General features: G+C 65.6%; 25 protein-coding genes and 1 pseudogene. 13 read left to right on the top strand and 13 right to left on the bottom strand.

What is annotated here, in order from left to right; all coding sequences use genetic code 11:
• Nucleotides 1–55: 55 nt before the first annotated feature.
• Together A5650_RS05245 and A5650_RS05240 are read left to right on the top strand one after the other, a co-directional pair.
• Nucleotides 56–709: an NUDIX hydrolase gene (locus A5650_RS05245; RefSeq protein WP_067287059.1), complete on the top strand. Its 654-nt coding sequence runs from the start codon at nt 56–58 to the stop codon at nt 707–709.
• A 343-nt stretch (nt 710–1,052) separates the two neighbouring features.
• Nucleotides 1,053–1,346 (top strand): hypothetical protein, encoded by a 294-nt coding sequence (locus tag A5650_RS05240; RefSeq protein WP_067287056.1) that lies wholly within the window; start codon nt 1,053–1,055, stop codon nt 1,344–1,346.
• A gap of 234 nt (nt 1,347–1,580) precedes the next feature.
• Here the strand turns inward: A5650_RS05240 and A5650_RS26685 are convergent, their stop codons facing one another.
• From A5650_RS26685 to A5650_RS27075, 4 genes are all read right to left on the bottom strand, one after another.
• On the bottom strand, nt 1,581–1,811 hold the full coding sequence (locus tag A5650_RS26685) for a hypothetical protein (protein ID WP_156744014.1): 231 nt from the start codon (nt 1,809–1,811) through the stop codon (nt 1,581–1,583).
• A 46-nt stretch (nt 1,812–1,857) separates the two neighbouring features.
• Nucleotides 1,858–2,340 carry an Imm61 family immunity protein gene (locus A5650_RS05235; RefSeq protein ID WP_082950619.1) on the bottom strand — a complete coding sequence of 161 codons (483 nt, stop codon included), beginning with the start codon at nt 2,338–2,340 and terminating at the stop codon, nt 1,858–1,860.
• 47 nt (nt 2,341–2,387) lie between these two features.
• Nucleotides 2,388–2,681, bottom strand: coding sequence for a hypothetical protein (locus tag A5650_RS05230; protein WP_067287054.1), 294 nt, complete (start codon nt 2,679–2,681; stop codon nt 2,388–2,390).
• Between the two features lie 794 nt (nt 2,682–3,475).
• The gene (locus tag A5650_RS27075; RefSeq protein WP_197501793.1) at nt 3,476–3,661 is read right to left on the bottom strand and encodes a hypothetical protein; all 186 of its coding nucleotides are present in this window, start codon (nt 3,659–3,661) and stop codon (nt 3,476–3,478) included.
• Nucleotides 3,662–3,763: 102 nt separating this feature from the next.
• On the opposite strand from A5650_RS27075, the gene A5650_RS05215 reads away from it, so the two are divergent.
• Nucleotides 3,764–4,117, top strand: a complete 354-nt coding sequence (locus A5650_RS05215) for a Fe-S protein (protein ID WP_067287045.1) — start codon at nt 3,764–3,766, stop codon at nt 4,115–4,117.
• Nucleotide 4,118: 1 nt separating this feature from the next.
• Here the strand turns inward: A5650_RS05215 and A5650_RS05210 are convergent, their stop codons facing one another.
• Nucleotides 4,119–5,135 (bottom strand): TIGR03617 family F420-dependent LLM class oxidoreductase, encoded by a 1,017-nt coding sequence (locus A5650_RS05210; protein ID WP_067287041.1) that lies wholly within the window; start codon nt 5,133–5,135, stop codon nt 4,119–4,121.
• Nucleotides 5,136–5,313: 178 nt separating this feature from the next.
• Between A5650_RS05210 and A5650_RS05205 the strand changes: the two genes are divergently transcribed.
• Genes A5650_RS05205 through A5650_RS05190 form a run of 4 tightly spaced genes read left to right on the top strand, consistent with a single transcriptional unit; the run spans nt 5,314 to nt 9,476 of the window.
• Nucleotides 5,314–7,707, top strand: a complete 2,394-nt coding sequence (locus A5650_RS05205; protein WP_067287038.1) for a nitric-oxide reductase large subunit — start codon at nt 5,314–5,316, stop codon at nt 7,705–7,707.
• On the top strand, nt 7,704–8,348 hold the full coding sequence (locus A5650_RS05200) for a hypothetical protein (protein ID WP_067287034.1): 645 nt from the start codon (nt 7,704–7,706) through the stop codon (nt 8,346–8,348). Before A5650_RS05205 ends, A5650_RS05200 begins: the two co-directional genes overlap by 4 nt.
• Nucleotides 8,348–9,166 carry a slipin family protein gene (locus tag A5650_RS05195; RefSeq protein WP_067090704.1) on the top strand — a complete coding sequence of 273 codons (819 nt, stop codon included), beginning with the start codon at nt 8,348–8,350 and terminating at the stop codon, nt 9,164–9,166. Before A5650_RS05200 ends, A5650_RS05195 begins: the two co-directional genes overlap by 1 nt.
• Nucleotides 9,159–9,476 (top strand): hypothetical protein, encoded by a 318-nt coding sequence (locus A5650_RS05190; RefSeq protein WP_067287029.1) that lies wholly within the window; start codon nt 9,159–9,161, stop codon nt 9,474–9,476. Before A5650_RS05195 ends, A5650_RS05190 begins: the two co-directional genes overlap by 8 nt.
• A 7-nt stretch (nt 9,477–9,483) precedes the next feature.
• Here A5650_RS05190 and A5650_RS05185 read toward each other — a convergent pair whose 3' ends face one another.
• Entirely contained in the window at nt 9,484–10,512 is a 1,029-nt protein-coding gene (locus tag A5650_RS05185; RefSeq protein WP_067287026.1) for a DUF2293 domain-containing protein, read from the bottom strand.
• A 120-nt stretch (nt 10,513–10,632) separates the two neighbouring features.
• Nucleotides 10,633–12,969 (bottom strand): AAA family ATPase, encoded by a 2,337-nt coding sequence (locus A5650_RS05180; protein ID WP_082950618.1) that lies wholly within the window; start codon nt 12,967–12,969, stop codon nt 10,633–10,635.
• 174 nt (nt 12,970–13,143) lie between these two features.
• On the opposite strand from A5650_RS05180, the gene A5650_RS05175 reads away from it, so the two are divergent.
• Together A5650_RS05175 and A5650_RS05170 are read left to right on the top strand one after the other, a co-directional pair.
• The gene (locus A5650_RS05175) at nt 13,144–13,371 is read left to right on the top strand and encodes an antitoxin (RefSeq protein WP_067287024.1); all 228 of its coding nucleotides are present in this window, start codon (nt 13,144–13,146) and stop codon (nt 13,369–13,371) included.
• 2 nt (nt 13,372–13,373) lie between these two features.
• A complete protein-coding gene (locus A5650_RS05170; protein ID WP_286150357.1) occupies nt 13,374–13,769 on the top strand; it encodes a TA system VapC family ribonuclease toxin in 396 nt (131 codons plus the stop codon).
• 36 nt (nt 13,770–13,805) lie between these two features.
• Here the strand turns inward: A5650_RS05170 and A5650_RS05165 are convergent, their stop codons facing one another.
• The 3 genes from A5650_RS05165 to A5650_RS05155 form a co-directional block, all read right to left on the bottom strand.
• A complete protein-coding gene (locus A5650_RS05165) occupies nt 13,806–15,170 on the bottom strand; it encodes a flavin monoamine oxidase family protein (RefSeq protein ID WP_067287018.1) in 1,365 nt (454 codons plus the stop codon).
• Between the two features lie 178 nt (nt 15,171–15,348).
• Nucleotides 15,349–15,714: a hypothetical protein gene (locus A5650_RS05160; RefSeq protein WP_067287015.1), complete on the bottom strand. Its 366-nt coding sequence runs from the start codon at nt 15,712–15,714 to the stop codon at nt 15,349–15,351.
• Between the two features lie 42 nt (nt 15,715–15,756).
• The gene (locus A5650_RS05155; protein ID WP_067287011.1) at nt 15,757–16,623 is read right to left on the bottom strand and encodes a formylglycine-generating enzyme family protein; all 867 of its coding nucleotides are present in this window, start codon (nt 16,621–16,623) and stop codon (nt 15,757–15,759) included.
• 67 nt (nt 16,624–16,690) lie between these two features.
• Here A5650_RS05155 and A5650_RS05150 point away from each other — a divergent pair, with 67 nt between their 5' ends.
• Nucleotides 16,691–17,113 carry a nitroreductase family deazaflavin-dependent oxidoreductase gene (locus A5650_RS05150; RefSeq protein WP_067287009.1) on the top strand — a complete coding sequence of 141 codons (423 nt, stop codon included), beginning with the start codon at nt 16,691–16,693 and terminating at the stop codon, nt 17,111–17,113.
• 92 nt (nt 17,114–17,205) lie between these two features.
• Here A5650_RS05150 and A5650_RS05145 read toward each other — a convergent pair whose 3' ends face one another.
• Genes A5650_RS05145 through A5650_RS05135 form a run of 3 tightly spaced genes read right to left on the bottom strand, consistent with a single transcriptional unit; the run spans nt 17,206 to nt 19,826 of the window.
• Entirely contained in the window at nt 17,206–18,102 is an 897-nt protein-coding gene (locus A5650_RS05145; protein ID WP_067287006.1) for a MetQ/NlpA family ABC transporter substrate-binding protein, read from the bottom strand.
• 9 nt (nt 18,103–18,111) lie between these two features.
• Nucleotides 18,112–18,822, bottom strand: coding sequence for a methionine ABC transporter permease (locus tag A5650_RS05140; protein ID WP_067287003.1), 711 nt, complete (start codon nt 18,820–18,822; stop codon nt 18,112–18,114).
• Nucleotides 18,819–19,826, bottom strand: coding sequence for a methionine ABC transporter ATP-binding protein (locus tag A5650_RS05135; protein WP_067287000.1), 1,008 nt, complete (start codon nt 19,824–19,826; stop codon nt 18,819–18,821). Before A5650_RS05135 ends, A5650_RS05140 begins: the two co-directional genes overlap by 4 nt.
• Before the next feature lie 170 nt (nt 19,827–19,996).
• Between A5650_RS05135 and A5650_RS05130 the strand changes: the two genes are divergently transcribed.
• From A5650_RS05130 to A5650_RS05120, 3 genes and pseudogenes are all read left to right on the top strand, one after another.
• Nucleotides 19,997–20,914 carry a MetQ/NlpA family ABC transporter substrate-binding protein gene (locus tag A5650_RS05130; protein ID WP_067287213.1) on the top strand — a complete coding sequence of 306 codons (918 nt, stop codon included), beginning with the start codon at nt 19,997–19,999 and terminating at the stop codon, nt 20,912–20,914.
• Nucleotides 20,911–22,290, top strand: coding sequence for an LLM class flavin-dependent oxidoreductase (locus A5650_RS05125; RefSeq protein WP_067286997.1), 1,380 nt, complete (start codon nt 20,911–20,913; stop codon nt 22,288–22,290). Before A5650_RS05130 ends, A5650_RS05125 begins: the two co-directional genes overlap by 4 nt.
• A 3-nt stretch (nt 22,291–22,293) precedes the next feature.
• Nucleotides 22,294–22,714: pseudogene (locus tag A5650_RS05120) on the top strand (pyridoxamine 5'-phosphate oxidase family protein).
• Nucleotides 22,715–22,975: the final 261 nt, after the last annotated feature.

Below are 22,975 nucleotides of genomic sequence, written 5' to 3'. Positions count from 1 at the left end.
GTATAGTTTGCGCAAATATGCGCTAATTGTCAACACAGTACGCTGAGGCTCCGACATGAGTGAAACCGTCTACCGAGACGCCAGCGGGCGGAAGCTGTCCGACTACCCGCGGCCCTCGGTCGCGGTCGATACCGCGGTACTCACGCTTGATCCTGAGCACGGCCTTGTCGTGCTCGAGGTACGTCGTCCAACCGGAACGGGCTGGTCGCTCCCTGGAACCTTTGTCCATGAAGGCGAAACACTCGCGCAAGCGGTTGACCGATCGCTGCGGGTGAAAGCCAACGTGCGTGGGTTGCATCCACGTCAGCTACGTGTCTTCGACGATCCGTCGCGCGATGATCGCGGTTGGGTGATGTCGGTTGCTCATGTGCAAGTGGTACGCCCGGACCAGTTGGTCGGCCGCTCTTCGGAGACGACGAGGCTGGTTCCTAGCAACTCGCCTGGAAGGCTTCCGTACGACCACGCCGACATCATCGAGTTGGCAGTCGCAGACATCCGAACGCGATATGCGGAAAAGCCGGATCCGGACGACCTGCTCGGTGAGGCCTTCACGCTGCGGGAGTTACGCATGGCCCACGAGGCGATCGCCGGGCGGAAGCTGCAGCGCGACACCTTCCGGCGTGCGATGGAGCCGCACCTCACTGCCACCGGTCTGAGCAGCACGGGCGGCCGGGGCCGGCCCGCGGAATTGTTCCGTCGTCGCGGCTGATCGGCGCGCGGGCGAATTGCACCTTGGCCCCGTCTCGGGCTCGTGGCCCGCTCCGTCTTCCGGTCGGCGAACTTGCGCGTCGAGCAGCGCGCCAGGTCAAAACTGCCGAGCCTCTCTTAGTTCTCCGCATCCGGACGCTCCGCATCACCACTGCTCAGACCAGACCCGATTGATAGCTGCGACCGCGCTGTCGGGTAGCCCCGGCCCCGCTGTTTTGTCGGTCTGAAGCAGTAAAATTGCAGTGGGCATGATGAATACGAGACCAAGGGGCGTTGAACTGATCGATGTGGCGGCCGGTTGGCCAGTTTGCGGCAGATGCTGCGAAGTCGCGTACTTTTCGTGGATGGGTGGTCCGCATGACTGCGAACAGTCGTCGGACGAGGATGAGAGGCTGCAGGTCGTCTTACCCGAGCCGCCGCCGATGCCGTACGAGTGTGGAAATGCCTGGCGAGGGCTGCTGTATCAAGTGATCATCGTTGAGGGGGTGCAGTTGGCGCATCTTGTAAGGTTCTTTGAGCGCGTACACGACGATGCGGGGGTATCCAGTCTTCGAATTGTGGTGCGTGCGGGCACACTTCAGCTCTACGGCGGACCGGGGATGTACAGCGCGGAAGTTGGCAGCTCCGAGGCGGATTAGTCGACCGGGGAGGGCGCCTGAGTGCAAGCACAGCTGATCAGCCACGAAGCGCTCAAGGCGTTGCGATTCGTCCCCGACAGGCGCTTTAGCGGTTGGGGCTTGACCGGCAGTTCCGAGGCGAGGCCGCGGTGTCAGCGAGACTCCCACCTCGGGCCACTGTCATGACGTCTGGAAGCCGAAATGAGATGCGGCGGCGGTGATCAGGTCATACCGTCCGTGACCATCCGTTCCAGATCATCGACTGGCATGGACATCAGATGACTGAAAACTGTTGCTGAGGACAACGGCAGCGTTGATGAGGTCGACTGCCCACCAGCCGTTTTCCTCTCTGAGATAGAAACGCTGGTCCGTCGAGAGGAAACCGAACTCGGTGTCGTCGTCGGTTGGCGACACCGAGACGTCTGACATTTGCATCAACTTTGCCCAGTCGGTCCAGTTGCGTGATAGGCGTGAGAAGTCTGTCACTGGTTCACCCCATCCAATTGCCAAGCTTGCTAGTTGTGTCTTGTTGCTAAGTCAAACCTTTGCGCACCATCTGCTCGAGCTCCTCGACTGACTTGGACATGACGTGACTGAAGATCGTCGCGACGGACCGGGGCACTACGGCCGAACCAGCGGACGTGCATAGCTCCACTGCGCCTTCCCGTTCGATTGGAAAGACATCCACGCCCGACGCCATACCTAGCGACTGAAGTTGCACGCCAAGTTGTTTAGCGCCGATCGCAGAACGAGTTACAGAAGACCAACGCCATGTGAGGAATCTCTCCGCGAGGCCAAAGTCGGAGAACTTGGCAATGTCATTCTGCGGTTGCCCACGGTCGTCGACCTTGTCTACGACCCACCAGTCGGCGTCATGCCTCAGATGAAAGGATTGGTCGTCTGACTTGAAAAGGACACGGCAGTCCTCACACTCGGTCGATATCGAGACAAGACGCATCCGTGCGAGTGTCGTCCATTCGACCCAGCTTCTTTCCAGCCGGGAGAAATCCGCCACTTGTTACCTGACCTCCTTCAGATATCCCCAGTCGATCAAGGCTTCGATCAGCGAATTTGCCAACCGACGCATCGCCCAATTTCCTCCAGAGCTTCCGAAGACAGTTCCGGATGGAGTTGACTGAACCTGCTGATGATGTCGCTGACGCCCTCGGCCAAGGTCATCGTTCCCCAATCGATGGGCATCGCTACCGCCTCCCGGACTAGGGCGATCACCTGGTCGGCGATAGAACTGCCTTCGGACTCTCCGTAGCGGTCAAGCAGCTTTTGCCGGTCAACTCGAGGAATCGCTGATTCACTGATACTCAGGATGACTGCCTCGTTTATTAAGTCTGCGTTCATTCGGCGAAAGTCCTATCTCTGGAACACGATTGTTTCGGTGCCGGTGTCGGGGTCGATCACAGTAATCGTCGTGACTCCTGTGTTTTCCATGAGGCGAGGGAGCTCGACAGTCTCCCAGACATTCCCGGGCCGCCGATTCGATCCAATAACTCCTTGCACCTCTCCGGAAGCATTTTCGGCATACATCTGCGAGATAGCTGACCACCAGTTCTCGGCATGAACGTCGTTAGGACTCCACCTTGGTGGCTGTATCCCTTGCCGCTCCAATAATGCTTCCAGGGTTGTCGCGCCGCTTGCGTCAGCGATGAGGTCCGCTGAGCCGTTGCCGCCCGCAGTGATCGGCCCGATACCCATTCCATCGGCGCCTCTGCCAGACCAGAAAAAGGCCCCATCCGATGGGGTCTCCAATTGCGATGGCTCTGGCAACGGGTAAGGACCAGCGTCGGGAAGTTGGCTGAAGGCCGGTCCGGCCGACATCGATGCCTCATCTATGGCCGACGTCTGATGACTTGGCACCTCGGCGAGCGGAGTCGAGTGCTCGACTCCGTGTGTGTGACTTGGCATGTCGATGACATCGTCGGGTATGGCAGCGCGGGCCGCGAGAGCGGCTTCGCCGCCGCCGAACACCGCGCCTGGTGCGGTCAAAGCAGTACTGCCAGCGACCTCGCCCAGGTAGTGCCCGGGGTTACCGCCTCGGCGCCGCCGGCGTCGGTGCGCACATAACTGTCCGCCGCCTGGCGGTGTCCCCCCGCGTGCGTGGCGAAGTCCTTGGCGAACCGCGCCCCGCCGGCCTCTCAAGCAGCCAACATCTTCGGCAGCGCGGCAGCAGCCGCGCCCGATCCGAGTGCCGCAGTGCCCGCCCGTGAATGCGCGGATTGATGCGCCGACCGAAACCCGCTCGCCTGGTCGTCGAGCCGGTCTGCGGCCATGCGCAGCTCGGTCGGGTCGACCTTCAACGGGTCGTTCGAGTCAGACGCCAAGCCCCCTTTTGCATCGTTGCCGAACACTAACACCGCCCGGCCGACCCCCCCGCGCAGCAAATTTCCGTTAAGGCCCCGCCCGCCACGCGCTAAGCTCTTCCCATGGAGCTACTACGCAACGTAGTTGTACTGCTGCACATCGTCGGCTTCGCGATCACCTTCGGCGGCTGGGCAGCCGAAGCCCTGGCCCGGCGCTTCCGCACCACCCGCGCCATGGACTACGGCCTACTGCTCTCGCTGCTCACCGGTCTCGCCCTCGCCGCGCCGTGGCCCGCCGGCATCGAGCTCAACTATCCGAAGATCGGCATCAAGCTCGTCATCCTCGTGATCCTCGGCGGACTATTGGGCATGGGCAGCGCCCGTCAGAAGCGCACCGGCAATCCCATCCCGCGTCCGATGTTCTGGTCGATCGGCGTCCTGTCCTTCGCCGCCGCAGCCATCGCGGTGCTGTGGTGAATCAACGCTGCGAAATCTGCTGCGCCACCTCGCCGTAACGTTCGAACCGCTCCGGATCCGCCAGCGCGTTGTACAACACCACGCGTGAGGCCACCGGGCCGTACTTCTCGATCAGCGCGTCCGCCAACCCATCCCACGTCGACTCCGTCGCGAACTTCGCGATGTGTTTATCGGTGATTTGCTCGGCCATGCCCTTGTAATCGCCGGCCTTCTGCTTCTCCCGGATCCGCGCGGTCGTGCCCTCGAATCCCGCCTCGTCCCAGATGAAGGCATAGTTCGGCGTGCTGCCGTAGAAGCTCATGCTCGTGCGCACCAGCTCCCGCTCTCGATGGCGCTCCTCGTCGGTGTCACCGACGATCGTCATCACCGGCACGATCACCGCGACGTCGTCGACCGAGCGGCCCGACTTCTCCGCTCCCTCGGCTAGATTCGGCATCACATGCCGTTCGATGTACCCCGGTTCGCCGAGCGGGTGCACGTGAATCCCGTCGGCGACCTCACCGGCCATCCTCAGCATCCACGGGTTCACCGCCGCCACATCGACCTTCGGGTCCGGCGCATCGATCGGCCCCGCACTCCACTGCGGCGTGATGAAGTCCAGGCTGTAGAAGTCGCCCCGGTGCTCCAGCTTGCCCGTCCGGAACGCGTGGAAGCACGCCTTCACCGCCAGCACGTAATCGCGCAACCGCGGACCCGGGCGCTCGAACTCCATGCCGTAACGCCGCACCACATGCGTGCGCACCTGCGTGCCCAACCCCAAACGAAAGCGACCGCCCGACGCCTCCTGCAACTCCCACGCCGTCGCCGCCGTAACGAATGGGCTGCGCGGAAACGCCACCGCGACCCCCGTCGACAACTCCAGTCCCGGCGCCGCCTGCGCCGCCACCGCCGCGTTCATGTACGGCGTGCGCCCTGTCTCCGTGAACAGCAGTCCGGAGAAACCTGCCCCTTGCGTCCGTCGGGCGAGGTCGCCGATTCGCAGGAGTGGCTGCGGTGTTGTCATCGCGTCGACGTGCACAATCGCACCCTACGCTCAACGAGGTCCCGGCCGACGCCGCCGCGTAACGCGACTTCGGCGAACCTTCCCTCAACTACGAACCCACGCCAAGTTTCGGAACCTCCACCAATCTCGCGACGCATTTCGTTACGTTGGCCAAGACGCTGCGAATGTGAATCCATCTCCCGGGGGTATCGCAATGACGGAGCAGTTCTTGGAGCCCGCGCCGAGCAAGGCCGAACTCGCAATCTCGAAAGGCTGGGTCCAGGGCGTCGCTCTGGTCATGGTGTTCGGATTCCTGATAATGGGGATGCTGGCCGCCAGAACCTACTCGGACTCGATGCCGCTGCCGCAGCGTGTCGTCGGACCGGACGGCCAGACCCTCTACACCGAACAGCAGATCACCGCCGGACAGCAGATCTTCCTCCGCCGCGGCCTGCAGCAGTACGGCTCGGTGATGGGCCACGGCGGCTACCTCGGTCCCGATTACACCGCCGAATACCTGCGGCTCTCCGCCGACCACGTCGGCCAGGAACTGCGGGACTCCGGTGCACAGGACCCGACCGCGGCCGTCGTCGAGATGATGCGGACCAACCGCTACGACGAGGAAACCGGCACACTGCAGTTCACCGCCGAGCAGGTGAGCGCGTTCGAGAAGATCCGTGCCTACTACGCCGATTTCTTCGGCACCGACTCGACCGAGCACGGGTTGATACCGCAGGTCATCACCGATCCACGGGAAATCCAGGACCTCACAGCCTTTTTCAGCTGGACCGCATGGGCCAGCGCGGCCGAACGTGAGGGTCACTCCTACTCGTACACCAACAACTGGCCGCCCGAACAGCGAGTCGACAACACACCCACCGCCGACATCCTGGTCTGGTCGGCGATGTCGCTGATCGCGCTGTTGGCCGGGCTGGGCGCGCTGTTCGCCCTCTACGGCCGGTGGAGCCGCAAGATCGGTTGGCACGCAACCGAAACACCGTCACTCGCATTCCGTCAACCGGGCGAGGTGGCGATCACGCCGTCGCAGAAAGCGACCGCGTGGTTCTTCCTCGTTGTCGCGGTGCTCTTCCTCGGCCAAGCGATACTCGGTGGGGCGATCGAGCATTACCGCGCGGAGCTGAGCAACTTTTTCGGCTTCGACCTGGCCCAGATCCTCCCGTTCAACCTGGCGCGGACCTGGCATGTGCAGCTGTCGCTGCTGTGGACGGCAGCATCCTTCCTCGCCGCGGGTATCTTCCTGGCGCCGATCATCTCCGGCCGTGAACCACGTCGGCAGTCGTGGCTGACCTACGGCCTGCTCGGCGCGCTGTTCGTCGTTGTCGCCGGCACACTGATCGGCACCGCGCTGAGCACCTTCGGCGTCGACTGGGCGAAGGGCTCGATCTTCTTTGACCAGCAGTGGGAATACCTTGACCTGCCGCGCTTCTGGCAGGCGCTGCTTGTCATCGGGCTGTTCCTGTGGATGGCGATCATCTTCCGCGCAATCCGCTCGCGGCTGAAGACCGAGAGCAAGCTGAACATGCCGTGGCTGTTCTTCTACGCCGGCCTGGCCATCCCCGCGTTCTACGCCGTCGGCATGCTCGCCGGCACGGAGACGCATCTGACGGTCGCCGAGTTCTGGCGGTTCTGGGTGGTGCACCTGTGGGTCGAGGACTTCCTGGAACTGTTCACCACGGTCATGGTGGCCTACATCTTCGTGATGCTGGGCGTGGTGCGACGCAAGATCGCCATCCAGCTGATCTTCCTCGACGTCATCCTCTACTCGATGGGCGGCGTCATTGGGACGATGCACCACCTGTATTTCTCCGGAACACCGGTGGAGCACATGGCCCTTGGGGCGTTCTTCTCCGCGCTGGAGGTGATCCCGCTGACGTTCCTGACCGTCGAGGCGTGGACGTTCCTGCAGTTGGGTTCGCGGCAGCAGTCACGCAGCAGCGCGCCCTTCCCGCATCGGTGGGCGGTCATGTTCCTGGTAGCGGTCGGCTTCTGGAACTTCGTCGGCGCAGGCATTTTCGGTTTCCTGATCAACCTGCCGATCGTGTCGTACTACCAGATCGGCACGGCACTGACCGCGAACCATGCGCACGGGGCGATGATGGGTGTGTACGGCATGCTCGCCGTCGGGTTGGCGCTGTTCGCACTGCGTTACATCATTCCGCCGCAGCGATGGCCGGATAAGCTGGCGAAGCTGTCCTTCTGGTCTTTGAATATCGGCCTGGCGTGGATGGTGTTCGCCACCCTGCTGCCGCTCGGCGTCCTGCAGCTGTGGCACTCGGTGAACGACGGCTATTACGAAGCAAGGACTTTGGGCTACATCACCCGATCGGGCAACGTAGTCCTGGAGTGGTTGCGCATGCCAGGGGACTTCCTGTTCATCCTCGGCGGCGTGCTGCCGTTCCTCTGGATCGCCTGGCTGGGTGTTCGTTACGGAATCAAGGCGACGACGCACACGCTGCCCGCCGAGACGTTGTTCGTCGAAGAGCACGCCCACGCGGAGGAGGACCGCACCGGCTTGGCGGTGCCGGGCCGTAGCCGCTACGCCTCCGACCGTAGGGTGGCTCCCGATGAGGGCGGTGACGGACCGTGATCGCCGGCATCGGGATCGACGCGTGGCTGACGATCGGATACGCCGCAGCGCTGGTGCTCATCGCCTACGGCATCGATACGTTTGCGCGGCGCGCGGCGGCCAAGGTCGAGGGATACCGGACGGGTGGGTTCGTCTACCACGAGGACCACGACGCGTGGCGGTGTCCGCAGGATCAGTGGTTGTGGCCCACCTCGTTTGACCCCGACAACCGGGTGATGCGCTACCGGGGCACCCCGACGGTGTGCAACGCCTGCCCAGTCAAGCACACGTGCACGTCGTCGCACGACGGGCGCGAGGTGAGCCGGGCGATCGACAGTTGGCCGGCGTCGGAGGCGGCGCGGTTCCACCGCGGAATCGCCTGTGCCGTCGGTGTCATCGCGCTCATCCTGCCGCTCGCGACGGCGTTGACGGCCGATACCGCGCCCGAGGCGCTGCTGCTACTGGGGTCCGCCGCCGCCGCCGGTGTGTTGACGTTGCCGCTGTGGTCGCACCTGCGCCGCACCCGTGCTGTCCCGGACGGAGTCGTGTTCCACAGTCTCGACGAGAATATCGAGGAACGAAAGCGGCTGGCCGAAGCGGAGATTCGTCGCCGCAGCTCGTACGCATCCGACCGGCGCAGTGAACCGCGGGAGGTGCGCTGATGAACGCGTGGTCGGTGGTTGTCATCTTCTTCGCGATAGTGCTGGTCGGACTGGCGGTGGCGTCGATCCGCATCGTCAAGGAGTACGAACGCGGTGTCGCGTTTCGGCTCGGGCGGCTGCGCGGACCGCTCGGTCCCGGCATCGTGGTCGTGTTGCCCGGCATCGACAAGCTCGTGCGGGTCGATCTGCGGACAGTGACGCTGACCATTCCGCCGCAGGAGGTGATCACCCGCGACAATGTGACCGCCCGCGTCAACGCCGTCGTGCTGTTCCGGGTCACGGATCCGACGAAATCGGTGATGGCCGTTGAGAATTTCGCGGTCGCCACGTCACAGATCGCGCAAACGACACTGCGCTCGGTGGTCGGGCGTGCGGACCTCGACACACTGCTCGCGCACCGCGCCGACCTCAACGAGGACCTCGCCGCCTCGATCGCGACGCAGACCGAGCCGTGGGGTATCAGGGTCGAGGTCGTCGAGATCAAGGACGTCGAGATCCCCGAGATGATGCAGCGGGCCATGGCGCGCGAGGCCGAGGCGGAGCGGGAGCGCCGCGCCAAGGTGATCAGCGCACACGGCGAGTTGCAGGCGTCTGCGGAACTGCGCGATGCCGCGATCACCCTCAGCGAGAGCCCGGCCTCGCTGCAGCTGCGTTATCTGCAAACGTTGCTCGAACTCGGCGCCGACCAGAACTCCACCGTCGTCTTCCCGATCCCGATGGACATCGTGCGCCCGTTCCTCGAAGGCTCGCGGTCCAATCCGGCCAGCGGTCCCAGCGACACGGTTCCCCACATCAGGAGGGTGAAATCCGATGAGTGACAGCGTATCCGACCCGGCTGCGGTCGGTGAGCCCGGCGGTGTCGCCGACGACGGCCGCCCCGTCGTCCTCGAGCCGACCCCTCCGGGTCTTTGGCGGACCTTGCTGGGCACGGCGGTCGCGGTGCTGGCGCCGCTGTTCGGCTTCCTTGTTGGCGGGATGTTCGGTGCGGGGATGGTCGGGGAGTCGGTTGATCCGATGTTCCTGTCGTTGTTCACCGGCATCGTGATCGGTGGCATCGGTGTACTGGTCGCGATCTCCGGAGGGGCCCGACTGTGGCGGCACTTGCACCGGCAGGACGGATCGGTATAGCGGTCCGCTATCTGTCGAGCATTGTGACACCGTCGCGCCATGCGTTGAGGACGGCCTCGACGCGGTCGAACACTTCGGCACGCGCCGACTCGCGATCGACACCCGCCATCAGCAGGTCGTCATAGTCGGTATCGAGGTGGCGGACGGACGCGACGACCGCGAGGCGGACGGCGTCGGGATCCAGGTTCCGCGCTGCGGCGCTTCTCCCTACCCTGCGGCTGCCGCGGGCCGCGGCGTGCAGGGCGATCGCCTCCGCGCGGTCGGGAGGACACCCGGGAAACTGCTTGCGAATGGCGGCGGCGAACTCGCCTTGGAAGCGCACGTCTTCATCGGCGCGACGAACTCGGTCGCGATCTCTACGACGAGCGCGGATGTCAGCGTCCGACAAGCACTCGCGTGCGGCTTGTTCGATCGCCGCCGGCTCAGCCAGAATGCCTTGTCGTTCATAGCGATATCGGCGTCGATTCCACCGCACGACGACGGCGGACAGCCGACTGGCCTTCTTCGCGCGACGGGACAGCGCGGCATCGCCCGAAGGTAGGAACTCGAGGTGGCCGAGGTCCGCGCAGTCCAGGCACAGCGCACCCTTGCTGCCCTTGAGGAAGAAGTCGCCGCCTTCGCCGCACGATGTGCACTCCCATGCGTGGTCGGCCGAGATCACACTGATGTCCCGGAAACGGCGCGGCTGGGGTCGCTCCGGCTCGACATGGCCCGGTGTCGCCCAATGTGTGCGGTACAAATCTTCGATGTCGGGATCACCCTCGGCCGTGAACATCAGGTCGCCGTAGTGGCCCTCACGTCGTTCGAGGCCACGCTCTTCGGCCCACTGCCGCAACGCTTCCGCGGCTTCGATGACCTTGCCCTGGCTGACTTGGACAGATCGGTCGAGCGACGGAACACGGCCCCGAACCCACCGCTCGATGTTCGGTTGCGCGAGCCAGCCTAGACTCACGAGGACATCAACCGGGCGGACTGCGCCGCGCTCGGCCAGCACCGCATCTGCCGCCCGGGCGACGCGCGTCTTCACGTTCACCATGAGCCGACGTTACTTCCCGGGGCTGACACCATCATGCCCCGCGCCATCGCTTCCGGTGTGATCGACGATGTACACGAGATCGCGACGCAGTTGCGGACATGGTGCGCCTGAAACTCGAAATCAACGACCGGCCAACCACGCGAAGAACTCCTCGGCGGTGAACACCGCCTTGCCGTACTCCTGCGCTTTACGCGCCTTGCCCGACTGCGTGCCGGCCTCGGCCGTCACCAGCACCTCGCACCGCGTCTTGGTCACCGACCGCACCGGCGTCAGACCGGCCCTCGCGGCCATCCGCTCGATCTCGTCACGCTCTACCGCCCGGCCGGTGAGGTCCAAAGCCGTTCCGGTGAAACAGATCCGAGCACCTGGCACGAGCGCCTCTTCGATGTCATGGCGGCCCACCAATTCCGCGTCGCTCACTACATCGACGCCCAGCAGCGCCGATGCCGCACGCAGCCGCGCGATCACCTCGTCGGGAAGCGGCGTGCGGGAAGCAGCCACGCGCAGCTGATCGGCCACCACCGACCGTGCCGCCGCGTCCCATGATGAGTCGAGGTCTCGCTGCACCGTTGCACCCAGCAGCACCGCTCCCACGTCACGGCTGATCCGTAACAGTGCGGACAAGCCCGGCAGATGCTCGGCCTTCGGGGTCGGCACGTCCGGGTCGCGGCTGACCAGTAGACCCGAAACCGATTCTCCCGGTTCGGGTTCCTCGAACGCTGTCGAGCCGGCTTGGACGTCCGCCGACGCATTGGCCTTCAACGCCGAGCTAGCCTGCTCTAAAGCCGTCCGTCCCGATATGCGGGTTCCGCGCAATTCGACGCCCAGCGGCATGGGCGTGACGTGACCCAGGCGTTTGAGCTCGAAGTCGATGAGCCCCAGCATCTCGTCCACGCTTGGTCCGACCGGTGTACACCCCGCCAGCATCGGCGCGATCACCGCCCAGGCTTCGCGCAGGGTCGGCGCCAGTAGAACATCGGAAACACTGATGCCGTAGGCGCTTCGCGCGTCGGCCAGATCGCGCTGCGGGTTGACCAGCGTCGAGACCGCGGTGCCGTCGTCGAACGCCACCGCCAGCTCCACCGGTCGCGGACGCGACATCCGACCTTCCTCTCCGACGGTCAGGATGCCGATGGCGCAGTACTTGCGCGCCGTGGCTCCGCTGATCGAGGTACGCAGGAACCGCGCGATACGTCGGTCGGTCTTCAGATCTTTCGGCAGCACAGGGCGTTTGAGCACCAGGCCGGCCAATGACGTACAGCGGCTCAACGCGACATACAACTGTCCCGTGGAGAACATGCCGCCGGTCAGGTCGACGACCACCCGCTCCAACGTCTGTCCTTGACTCTTGTGAATCGTGATCGCCCACGCCAGCTTGAACGGCAGCTGGGTGAACGTCCCGATCACCTCGCGCCGCAGCGCACCGCCGTCGACCACCGGGCGCGTCGCCTCCCACGTAAAGGGCGTGACCTCCGCGCACGAGCCGTCGGCGAACTCGACCTCCACGACGACGCCGTAGCGGTCATAACCCACACCCACCACGCGCCCGATCGAACCGTTGACCCAGCGGTCGCCCTGATCGTTGTTGAGCATCATCACCTGGGCGCCGACCTTGAATCGCAGCTCGTCCTCGATCGGCTTGTCGAACAGCGACAGATCGCCAGATTCCCGGGCACGGTGCATCATCTCGTCACCGGGGAGGCGCTCGAGGTGCTGACGGTTGCGCGCGGTCACCAGCCGATTGGTGGGAGCCAACGTGAGCCAGAACTCGTCGTCGGGCGGCACGAAGTCCTTGTCGGCTCGGGCATTGAGCTGCTCCTGGGCGTGCCCGAGCAGAACGCCCTCACGAATCTCGTTGAGTATGGCGGTCATTCGGTCATCGCCGAGCTGGCGAAACACAGTGGTCAACGAGACGGTGGGAAAGTCGTCGCGGGCGAACTTGCGTGCCGAGAAGAAGTACGGCGTTTCGTAGACCGTCGAAAAGTAGCCCTCTTCGCCGTCGCCAACGACCGGCGGCAGCTGGTACAGGTCGCCGACGAGGACGATCTGCACCCCGCCGAACGGTTCTCCCGGCACGGGCCCGAACCGTTCGAGCGCCGTGGCCACCATGTCGAAGACGTCGGCGCGGACCATCGACGCCTCGTCGATGACCAGCGTCTGCAGCGATGCCAGCGTCTTGGCGAACCGGCTCGGCCGATAGTCGCCGCCGGTGACGTCGGCCATCGTCGTCGTCGTGCGGAATCCGAACAGCCGGTGGATGGTGTAGCCGTCGACGTTGAGCGCTGCAATCCCCGTCGGCGCGACCACCACCACGTTGCGGTCGGTCTCCGCCATGAACTGCCGGATCAACGTCGACTTACCGGTCCCCGCCTTACCCGTCAGGAACAGATGCCGGCCTCCGGCCAGGAGCGCCAACGCCTCGCGGAACTCGTCGGTGAGGATCAGATCCCCGCTCACGGGTCGCCACAGTACCCGCGGATCGTCGACAGATGCGAAGGCTATCCACAGCTCCCGATCTCTCGATGCCCAAGGCCCTGGCTGCCTGCTCACACTGGAGGGAACCTCATGCGCGGTCGGCCTGAACACGAAGCGGCATCGCTGCATCATGATGCACTGATGCTAAACTGTGGCATGCGTACGACCGTCGATCTCCCCGATGAGCTGCATAAACAGGCGATGGCGATCGCCCGCGACACCGGTCGGACCTTCAGTCAGGCAGTCGCGGATCTGATGAGGCGGGGTTTGGCAACCCACGGCGCGGCATCGATCAGCACGGACCCCCGGACGGGTCTGCCGGTTGTCAGCGTGGGAACACTGGTGACGTCCGAAGACGTGCGTTCGTTGGAGGACGAGGAGTGACGATGCTGCTCGATGCGAACGTGCTCGTGGCGCTCGTCGTCTCCGACCACGTTCACCACGACGCGTGCGCCGACTGGCTGGCCGGATCAAAGACGGCATTCGCGACCTGTCCGATCACCGAAGGCAGCCTGATGAGGTTTCTGGTCCGGGCTGGTCAGCCGGCGGCCTCCGCGCGCGATGTCATCAGGGCACTGGCGGCAGCGGACCGCCATGAGTTCTGGCCAGATACCGTCTCCTACGGGGAGGTCGACGCCACGGGCATAATCGGCCACCGTCAAGTGACGGACGCCTACCTGGCTCAGCTCGCGAGAAGTCGTGGCGCGCAATTGGCGACCCTCGATGTCGGCCTGGCGAATCTGCATCGCGATGTAGCCGTCCTGATATCCGATGCGCGCTGATAGGTCATTGGCCGGGTCCGTCCGACGAGCGTCCGTTCAGGCCATCGCCATCGCTTCGCGCTCGATGACCTCCGCGGCCGCCCGCTCGCCGGAGCGCACGGCCCCGTCGATGAACCCGTACATCACCGCCGAGGTCTCGGTGCCAGCCCAGTGGATGCGCCCGCACGGCTCGCGGAGCGCCGGGCCGAACTCGGTCAGCACGCCCGGGGGAGTGTGGGCGATCATCCCGCCGCCGGAGTACCGTTCGACGGTCCAGTTCTGCTCGACGTAGTCGACCGGCGAAAGCGCCCTGTCGCCAAACCTTTCCGCAACGGCGCCGAGCACGGCACTCCTGCGCTCGTCGTCGCCGAGGCTGGTCAGTCGCCGCGCCTCCGGCCCCTCGGTGATGACGGTCAACATGCCTGGGGATCCGGTGTCGGTGCACGAGTCGATCGTCAGGTTCGCCGGTGATCCCGGACCGAACGACTGTCCCGACAGGCCGTCGGCGCGCCAGAACGGTTCGTCGAACACCAGGGCGATCTTGTAGACCGCCCCACCCGGCATCCGCTGGTGCAGGAACGAGCGATCCGCGGGAAGCATTGGCTCGTAGACGATCTGGCTCGCTATCGAGATCGGTACCGCGACGATCGCTCGGCGGGCGTTGACCACCATGTCCTCGGAGCGCACGATCACCCCGTCGGTGTTCTGCTCGATGCTGCGCACCGGCTGCGACAGGTGGATGACGTCGCCGAGTTCCGCCGCGACCGCACGGTGAATCGCGCCCATGCCGCCGACCGGCCGTGCATCCTCGGCCGCGTCCTTGACGCCGAGCACGAAGCTCGGGCCGCCGGCCGACGCCATCTGGTAGAGCACGAACAGCAACGAAATCTCCGATGCCGCAGACGTATACAACCCGGATACTGCGCTTTCCAGCAGTTCGCGGGCCGGCTTGGACAGCGTGTTTCGGTCCAGCCACCCGGCCCAGGTGGTCTGGTCCCACTTCTGCGCCTTGCGCGCCGTCCACGGTGCCTCCACCGGAATCGCCTTGCACATCTGCGTCAGCTCGAGGAAGACCGTGCCGATGTTGGCGACGGCCCACGGGCTCATCGACAACGGGATCGTGCCGGTGTAGCGGTATTTCTTGCCGTCGACGAACATCATCGCGTCGCCCTCGGTGTACTGCTTGTAGCTCGCCACCCCGAATTCCTTCATGAGCGCGTAGATCGCGTCCTGCCCGGGGCCGATCCATGCGCCGCCGCGGTCGATCCACGAACCGTCGTCGCGGACCTGGGTGAAGGTGCGGCCACCCACGCGGTCGCGAGCCTCCAGTAGCGCCACCGAGTGACCCGCCTGCTTCAGGCGCAGTGCCGCGGTCAGGCCGGCGAACCCGGCACCCACGACGCAAAAGTCCTCGTCTGCCATGAGCAGCCCCTTCGATCGAATTGCGCGGGGCCGGGCGGCCGGGTGCAAGCCTCGGCGCGCCCTCCAGCGGCGCAAAGGCATTTAGACTCAACGCCTGATTATCGCCCCTGTCAATAAACCGTTGCGTCGGCAAAGGTTCGGCGGTTGTAAGGAGACGGGGCACCGGCGGGCGCGTGATTCAGACTGCGTCAACGACCTTGTTGCCCACTGGTTTCCGGGATAATGGCACGACGCGTAAGCCCTCGTACGCCGCGCGCACCAGCTGTTTGTCGGTGAACCGCGGTCGATCCAGATGCGCACCCGGAATCAGCAGCGCGATTTCGTCGCGCAGCGCCCACAACATGCTCCGCGGAGGCGCCTGTACCAGGAACCGGAGCCGCTCGGTCGCCGTATCTTCGCGGACCCGGCGAATGACGTCGAGGATCGCCGTCTCGACCGAATCCGCCCGCACGCTGCCGGTCCAGCGGTGCTCGTCCGAGCAGGCCGAATAGCGGATCGCCGATCCTCGGGGGCGGGCCAAAGCGAGGGCGACCGAAGTAGTCATGGCCGGAACTGTATGTGCGGGGTCCGACATTTAGCCGATCTCTCAGGCGACGCAGCGGAATCCGATGTGCGTGGTGGCGCTGTCCTGCGACTGCGACGACCGGGCGGCGGGCCGGTAGCGGTGGCAGTACTCGGGTGCGCACAGGTGCGAGCCGCCCTTGAGCGTCTGAAACTTTGACGGGTCACCGGTCGGCGGTGCGCAACAGCCCGACTTCTGGGGCCGATGCCGCGGCGAGTACGGCGTCGTCGTCCACTCCCAGACGTTGCCGATCATGTCGACCAGACCAAATCCGTTGGGCGGGAACGTGCCCACCGGTGAAGTGCCGGCCCAACCCAGCGCGCCGTCGTTGCGGTACGGGAACCTGCCTTGCCAGGTGTTGGCCATCAGGCGTCCTTCGGGCTGGGCGTCGTCGCCCCACGCGTAGCGGGACGCAGACCCTGCCCGGGCCGCGTACTCCCACTGCACTTCTGTGGGCAGGCGGCGGCCCGCCCAGGCGGCGTAGGCCGCGGCGTCCGGGTAGGCGACCTGCACGACGGGGTGGTCGGGGCGGTCGTCGATCGACGATCCGGGCCCGAACGGATGGCGCCAGCTCGCGCCGGGCATCCAGGTCCACCACTGCCGCCAGTCGCGTAGGTCGACCGCGCCGCGGGTGGGACGGAAGACGAGCGCACCGGGAACGAGGTCGTCGGGTGAGGCGCCGGGATAGGCGGCGGGGTCGAGCTCTTGTTCGGCGAGCGTGACGTAACCGGTATCGGCGACGAACTCCGCGAACTGCGCATTGGTGACCGGATGACGCTCGATCGAGAACGCCTCGACCGTCACCTCGTGGACGGGCGCCTCCTCCGGATAGAAGTCGACCGATCCCATCCGGAAGGTGCCCGCGGGCACCTCGATCAGTTCGGTCAGCACCCCATCAGGCTAGGCGCAGCGAACCATCTCGCGACGCGAAGGCCCGTGCGCGTGCCACGATGAGGCGATGAGCGACGACATGGCCGCCGAGCGCGACTTCAACGAACGCAACATCGAGGAATTCCGCCGCAACGGCGGCAAGGTCGGCGGACAGTTCGAGGGGTTTCCGCTGCTGCTGCTCACTTCGACCGGCGCAAAGAGCGGAGCGCAGCGTGTCAATCCGGTCGCGTACTTCGACATCGACGGCCGCATCTACATCGTCGGCTCCGCGGCCGGTCGCGAGGCCAGCCCCGGCTGGGTGTTCAACCTGCGCGCCAACCCGACCGCGTCTGTCGAGATCGGCACCGACCCGCCGAGGCAGGTCACCGCCCGCGAGCTCCCGCGCGACGAGCGCGACCGGATCTACCGCGTCGTCGTGGAGCGCGCGCCCGGGTTCGGCGAGTACCAGCAGCGCACCGACCGCGTCATCCCGGTGTTCGAGCTCGCCTAGTCGCTGGGCTTTCGCGAGACGTACACCAGGGTCGTGGTTTGCGACCGGACCACAGCCCTGGTGTAGCTCTCGCGAGGCATGCGAGCCGGCCCCTACAGCGGCAGCAGGATGTTCTTGACGCTCGGGTCGGTGGCCAGGAACTGCTGCACCGCAGGGTCTTTGAACGTCTCGACCAGCTTCTTGATGTTGTCGGTGTCGGCCCAGCGGCTGCCGATCGTCAGCTGGCCGGCGAACTCGTCCGGTGCGGGCGGCGCGAAGATCTGGTACTGCAGCGGCACTTTCGCCGCCAGGTAGTACTCCGTATACCCGACGGCCGCATCGAGGTCCGGAAGCGAGCGTGACTGCGCCGCGAAGTCGAGCAGCGTGAACTTCAGATTCTTCGGGTTGGCGACGATGTCCTTCTGCGTCGCAGTCCACTTGTCGACCGCGGGGTCGAGCGTGATGAGCCCCGCCCGCTCCAGCAGCCACAGCCCCTGCGCCTCGTTCGCCGGGTCCGAGTACAGCGACACATTCGCCCCGTCCGGCAGCTGTGCGGGGTCGGTGTACTTGTCGGACCAGATGCCAAAGCCCCACCGGAACACCGGCGTCGCCGCCTCCTCGCGGAAGTCGGGGTTGGCCTCGAGTACCTGGCCGAGCCACAGCTTGTGCTGGTAGATGGTGCCGGCCACCTCGCCGTCGCTGACCGCTCGGTTGATCGTATTGCTGTCCGCCAGCCCGCGGAACGCCACCGTGATCCCGTGCCTGGGCGCGACCTCTCGGGCGATGAACTCGATCAGCGCCTGCTCGGCGGCGTTGCCCTCGTTGGTGGCGACGACGAGCGTCGCGCCCTCGATTTCGTTCGGGGACTGCGCTTTACCGAAGAACACGAACCGCGCGGCGGTGACGAGTGCCACCACCACGACGAGGCTCAACACGATCCACACCCACTTCGGTCTGCGCTTGAGCTCGAACCCGTGGTCGCCGTCGACCGGCGTCGTTGTCGTTGCCATGACTTCCTCTCAGGCTGTCGCCGCGCGCACCCGCGCATGCGGAGTGGTGAACCGGACAAGCGCATCGCCGATCAACTGCACCGCGGCGACGGTCACGACCAGGATCACGATTGTGGCGAGCATGACGCCCTGATCGAAGCGCTGGTAGCCGTATGTCACTGCGACGTAACCGATTCCGTCCGCGCCGATGGTGCCCGCGATCGCGGAGTATTCGATCATCGCGATGACGTTGATGGTCAGGCCGCCGAGGATCGACGGCACCGCCTCGTTGATCTGCGCGGTGCGGATGATCTGCAGCCGCGATCCGCCCGATGCGCGCGCCACCTGCACCACCGACGGCGGCACCGAGCGCAGCGAGTTCTCGACGATCCTGGTGAAGAACGCGATGCCGGCCAACGACATCGGCACCACCGCGGCGGCGATACCGATGTTCGTGCCCGTGATGAAGCGGGTGAACGGCATGATCGCGGCCATCAGGATCAGGAACGGCAAGGACCGGCCGACGCTGATGATCCAGCTCAAAACCGTGTGCAGGGTCGGGTTTTCGAACAGCCCGCCCGGCGCCAGGTTGTGCACCAGTGCGCCCAGCGGGACGCCGACCAGCACCACGATCGTCATCACGATGCCGACCATGGTCAGCGTGTCGAGCAGCGCCGGAAACAGCAGCGGGGGCAGCTCGTTGAACGGGACCTTGGCGTTGGCCAGGATGGTCTCGGTCACGCCACACCCTCCAGCTCGTCGACGTGCACGTCGCTCGTCGTCGCCAAGCCGTAGCGCCCCAGCACGTCCGGTACCCGCGCGCTCAAACCGTCGGCGATGCCCAGCGTCGCGCTGCCGACGGTCACCCCGCCGACCTCCTGCACCGACGCGCCCAACACCGACAGCGGGGCACCGAGATCCGCCGACGCGCGGGCGATCCAGTCCGACGGCACATCTGGCGCGTCGTACACGACCTGCCACACCCGCTGCCCTGTTGCCGCGCCCGCGGCGACGCCTTGCGGGCGCAGTTCCGCGCCGAGGCCGGAGTCTGGGTCTGTGAGCAGATCGACCAGCCGGCCCGATTCGACGATGCTGCCGTGGTCCAGGCGGGCCACCGAGTCGGCGATCTTCAGCACGGTGTCCATCTCGTGGGTGATGAACACGATGGACAGGTTCAGGTCGTCGCGAAGTTCGCGCAGCAGGTCGACGACCGACGCCGTGGTCGTCGGGTCCAAACCGGCCGTCGCCTCGTCGGACAGCAGCACCGACGGACGCAGCGCCAACGCCCGCGCAATCCCGACTCGCTGTCGCTGACCCCCTGACAGCTGGAACGGGTAGTGGTTGGCGCGTGACGTCAGGCCCACGCGGTCGAGCAGTTCGGCGACGCGTTTGCGCGTTTCTGCGGCCGTGACCCCGAGGTACTCCAGCGGCAGCGCGACATTCTCGGCCGCGGTGCGGCGTTCGAACAGTCCCGACGACTGGAACACGGTGCCGATCCGTCGGCGCGCGACGCGCAGTTTGTGCGACGACAGTGTGGTGAGGTCTTCACCGTTGACGACGACGGAGCCCGACGTCGGCAGCGTCAACAAGTTGATGCATTGTGCGAGAGTGCTTTTGCCTGCCCCGCTGGGGCCGACGACAGCGAGGATCTCGCCCGCTTCGACGCGGAAGTTGATGCGGTCGAGCACGACGGTACGGTGCTCGCCGGTCCCGTAGATCTTGGTCAGGTCGGTCAGCTCGATCATGGACGTCCTAGTGGGGGGAAGATGCGCAGGCGTCATCGCCGTCGGGTTCACGCTGCCAAATGCGTTGTGCGGACCGACACCTTTGCGCTCACGGTGAATCGATGCCGAAGACGCTCAGCCTGATCCAAACCATGGGCTTTGCGCGATCTGCCTCCCAGACTTTCGGACACATGAGCATTGACGAGTCTGTCTCGGTCGCCGAATCACAGCCACATGGGTTCACCATCGCGAAGCGAGGCCGGTGGCCATTCTTGTTGATCGGCGCGGTCGTGGTGTCCGCAGTCGTCGCCGTGTTCGTCGTCGCGCGCACCAATGGCACCGCGTCACCCAATGAGACCGCCGGCGCCACGCTCGATGTCGTCTACCTCGACTCGAATCCCGCCGAGAAGCTGATCATCGAGTACATCGCCGAGAACATCGCGCCGGACTACGGCGTGAAGGTCGGCGCCGTCGGGCTCGGTGACAGTACGCAGATCAACCAGGCCATCAGCGATGGCCGCTACGCCGGAACGATCTTTCAGCACCGGCACTGGCTCCAACAGGTCCTCGACGCCAACCCCGGTTTCCGCGAAGAGGCCGCGACGGGTCCATTCTTTCACTGGGTGTTCGGCATCTGGTCGGACAAATACAAGGCGCCGCAGGACCTTCCGGACGGCGCCAGTGTGTCGCTGCCTGCCGACCCGGCCAACAACGCGCAGGCAATCTGGTATCTCGCGCAGGCCGGTCTGGTCGCGTTGCGACCGGACGCCGACATCACCGCGCTGTCGCAGAAGGACATCGTCGACAACCCGAAGAACCTGAAGTTCACGATGCTCGATCTCGGCGCCCAGCCCCGCGCGTTGCGCGACCTCGACGCGATCGTTGGGTATGCGGAGTCGTTCCTGGCGGCGGGCGTCCCGGAGGACAAGCTGATCTTCGCGCCGACGTCGCCCGGCGAGTTCGCCTCGGTGTTGACCGTCGGCAGCGATTACGTCGACACCGAAAACATCCAGAACCTCATCAAGGCGTTCGAGGACCCGCGGGTGCAGACCTACATCGCCAACGATCCCGAGGTGAGAAAACTGGCACTGCCGGGTGATCCGGCATGACCGAGCGGGAGCTGCACCTCGGCGTCAACGTGCTGTCCGACGGGATGCACCCGGCGGCGTGGCAACATCCCAGCGCAGACCCGAACTGGTTCGCCGATCCGTCGTACTGGATCGAGGTCGCACGAATCGCCGAGCGCGGCACGCTGGATGCGTTGTTTCTGGCCGACAGCCCGTCGCTGTTCCAGCCGCCGGACGCGCCATTGACGGCGCCGCCGCTTGCGTTGGACCCGATCGTTCTGTTGTCGACGCTGGCGTCGGTCACCACCCATCTCGGGCTGATCGGCACGGTATCGACGTCGTTCGAGGAGCCGTACAACATTGCGCGCCGGTTCGCGACGCTGGATCACCTGAGCCGCGGGCGGGTCGCGTGGAATGTCGTCACCAGCAGTGACCCGTACGCGTGGAACAACTTCGGCCACGGGGACGGGGTCTCCGGTCAGCCGGACCGGCGCGACCGGTACCGGCGCGCAGCAGAGTTCATCGATGTGGTTCGCGCGCTGTGGGATTCGTGGGACGACGACGCGGTGCTCGCCGATAAGGAGTCAGGGGCCTTCAGCAGGGTCGGCGCGATTCACACGATCGAGCATCGCGGCGAGTTCTTCAGCGTCGACGGGCCACTGACATTGCCACGGTCGCCGCAGGGGCATCCGGTGTTGTTCCAAGCCGGCGGGTCGACGGGCGGGCTGGATCTGGCGGCGAAGTACGCCGACGGAGTGTTCGCGGCGCAGGCGTCGTTGCCGGATGCATTGCGCAACGCAGCTGAATTACGCTCGCGCAGTGCGGCGTACGGGCGTCGACGCGATGCGATCCGGATCATGCCGGGGCTGTCGTTCGTGCTGGGCAGCACGTTCGAGGAGGCGCGGCGGCGCAACGAAGAGCTGAACGAGCTGGCAGGGGAGCGTCGGCTGGCGCATCTGGCGTCGCAGCTGTCGGTCGACCCGTCGGAGCTGTCGTGGGACAAGCCGCTTCCGCAGTATCTGCTCGACGGGGCGGTGACCGATCATGGATCGCAGGGTGCCCGCGACATCGTGGTGAACCTGGCCCGCCGGGAGAACCTGACGGTGCGGGAGCTGCTCGACCGGGTGATCACATGGCATCGGCTGGTGATCGGCGGGCCGGAGCAGATCGCCGACGCCATCGAGGAGTGGTTCGTCGCGGGGGCGGTCGACGGGTTCAACCTGATGCCCGACGTGTTCCCCTCCGGGCTCGAGCTGTTCGTCGACCACGTCGTGCCGATCCTGCGCGAGCGCGGGCTGTTCCGTCGTGAGTACCGGCACACCACGCTGCGGGGCCACCTCGGGCTGTCACGGGTGCCGGACCGAAGCGGCAGGTCGACGCGCGATGGGAATGTGGTCGGCGTCGCAGCGGTTGGCTGAGTCATGGGCAGAATGACGACCGATCAGCGCGAGAAGTTCCTAGCCGACGTCCACGTCGGTGTCACTTGCTGTCGAGCGGCCCGACCGGGCACCGTTCAGCGTGCCGATCTGGTACGGCTACAAACCCGGCGGCGAGGTGCTGCTGTGGACGGAGGAGTCGTCGCTCAAGCACCGGCTCATCAAGCAGGCCGGCCGGTTCTCGATCACCGCGCAGGACGAGGCGCCGCCATATCGGTATGTGACGGCGGAGGGCGATGTCGTCGGTATCGATCGGGCGGAGGAAGCGATAGGGCGGGAGATCGCGATCCGCTACCTCGGTGAGGACGAGGGCAATGCGTTCGCCGACCAGAACCTCACGCCGACGTCGGTCGTCATCCGGATGCACCCGAAGCGCTGGCTGAGCTTCGACTACTCGACGGAGTAGCGCTCGGAGGCCGGCCGCGAACGTGCGTGTCTACCCACGACACGCCGCTGATTCCCGCGACTTCTGCAGGAGGGTCGTGATTTTCGACCGATCGCAGCCTTCCCGCAGATTTCGATGACGCTGGCAGCAGCTGTCGTCATGCACGCTCAGCCGGCCGCGAGCGTGCGCAAAGTGCTGACAATGCGCGGCGTGTCGTGTGCAGACACGCACGCTCGCGGCGCATGAAGGGCCGCGGCCCGCCAGACCTAGATCTGGCCGTGG

It is taken from the genome of Mycobacterium sp. 1164985.4, from assembly GCF_001668575.1.
Classification (GTDB): domain Bacteria; phylum Actinomycetota; class Actinomycetes; order Mycobacteriales; family Mycobacteriaceae; genus Mycobacterium.
This window is presented reverse-complemented; position numbering and strand designations above follow the sequence as displayed.

Excerpts from the sequence above, each read along its gene's own strand:
- A5650_RS05145 (WP_067287006.1), bottom strand. The coding sequence starts at position 18,102 with ATGGCAACGACAACGACGCCGGTCGACGGCGACCACGGGTTCGAGCTC.
- A5650_RS05170 (WP_286150357.1), top strand. The coding sequence starts at position 13,374 with ATGCTGCTCGATGCGAACGTGCTCGTGGCGCTCGTCGTCTCCGACCAC.
- A5650_RS05135 (WP_067287000.1), bottom strand. The coding sequence starts at position 19,826 with ATGATCGAGCTGACCGACCTGACCAAGATCTACGGGACCGGCGAGCAC.
- A5650_RS05150 (WP_067287009.1), top strand. The coding sequence starts at position 16,691 with ATGAGCGACGACATGGCCGCCGAGCGCGACTTCAACGAACGCAACATC.
- A5650_RS05240 (WP_067287056.1), top strand. The coding sequence starts at position 1,053 with ATGGGTGGTCCGCATGACTGCGAACAGTCGTCGGACGAGGATGAGAGG.
- A5650_RS05245 (WP_067287059.1), top strand. The coding sequence starts at position 56 with ATGAGTGAAACCGTCTACCGAGACGCCAGCGGGCGGAAGCTGTCCGAC.
- A5650_RS05125 (WP_067286997.1), top strand. The coding sequence starts at position 20,911 with ATGACCGAGCGGGAGCTGCACCTCGGCGTCAACGTGCTGTCCGACGGG.
- A5650_RS05205 (WP_067287038.1), top strand. The coding sequence starts at position 5,314 with ATGACGGAGCAGTTCTTGGAGCCCGCGCCGAGCAAGGCCGAACTCGCA.
- A5650_RS05190 (WP_067287029.1), top strand. The coding sequence starts at position 9,159 with ATGAGTGACAGCGTATCCGACCCGGCTGCGGTCGGTGAGCCCGGCGGT.
- A5650_RS05185 (WP_067287026.1), bottom strand. The coding sequence starts at position 10,512 with ATGGTGAACGTGAAGACGCGCGTCGCCCGGGCGGCAGATGCGGTGCTG.
- A5650_RS05175 (WP_067287024.1), top strand. The coding sequence starts at position 13,144 with ATGCGTACGACCGTCGATCTCCCCGATGAGCTGCATAAACAGGCGATG.
- A5650_RS05215 (WP_067287045.1), top strand. The coding sequence starts at position 3,764 with ATGGAGCTACTACGCAACGTAGTTGTACTGCTGCACATCGTCGGCTTC.
- A5650_RS05130 (WP_067287213.1), top strand. The coding sequence starts at position 19,997 with ATGAGCATTGACGAGTCTGTCTCGGTCGCCGAATCACAGCCACATGGG.
- A5650_RS05230 (WP_067287054.1), bottom strand. The coding sequence starts at position 2,681 with ATGAACGCAGACTTAATAAACGAGGCAGTCATCCTGAGTATCAGTGAA.
- A5650_RS05160 (WP_067287015.1), bottom strand. The coding sequence starts at position 15,714 with ATGACTACTTCGGTCGCCCTCGCTTTGGCCCGCCCCCGAGGATCGGCG.
- A5650_RS05165 (WP_067287018.1), bottom strand. The coding sequence starts at position 15,170 with ATGGCAGACGAGGACTTTTGCGTCGTGGGTGCCGGGTTCGCCGGCCTG.
- A5650_RS05195 (WP_067090704.1), top strand. The coding sequence starts at position 8,348 with ATGAACGCGTGGTCGGTGGTTGTCATCTTCTTCGCGATAGTGCTGGTC.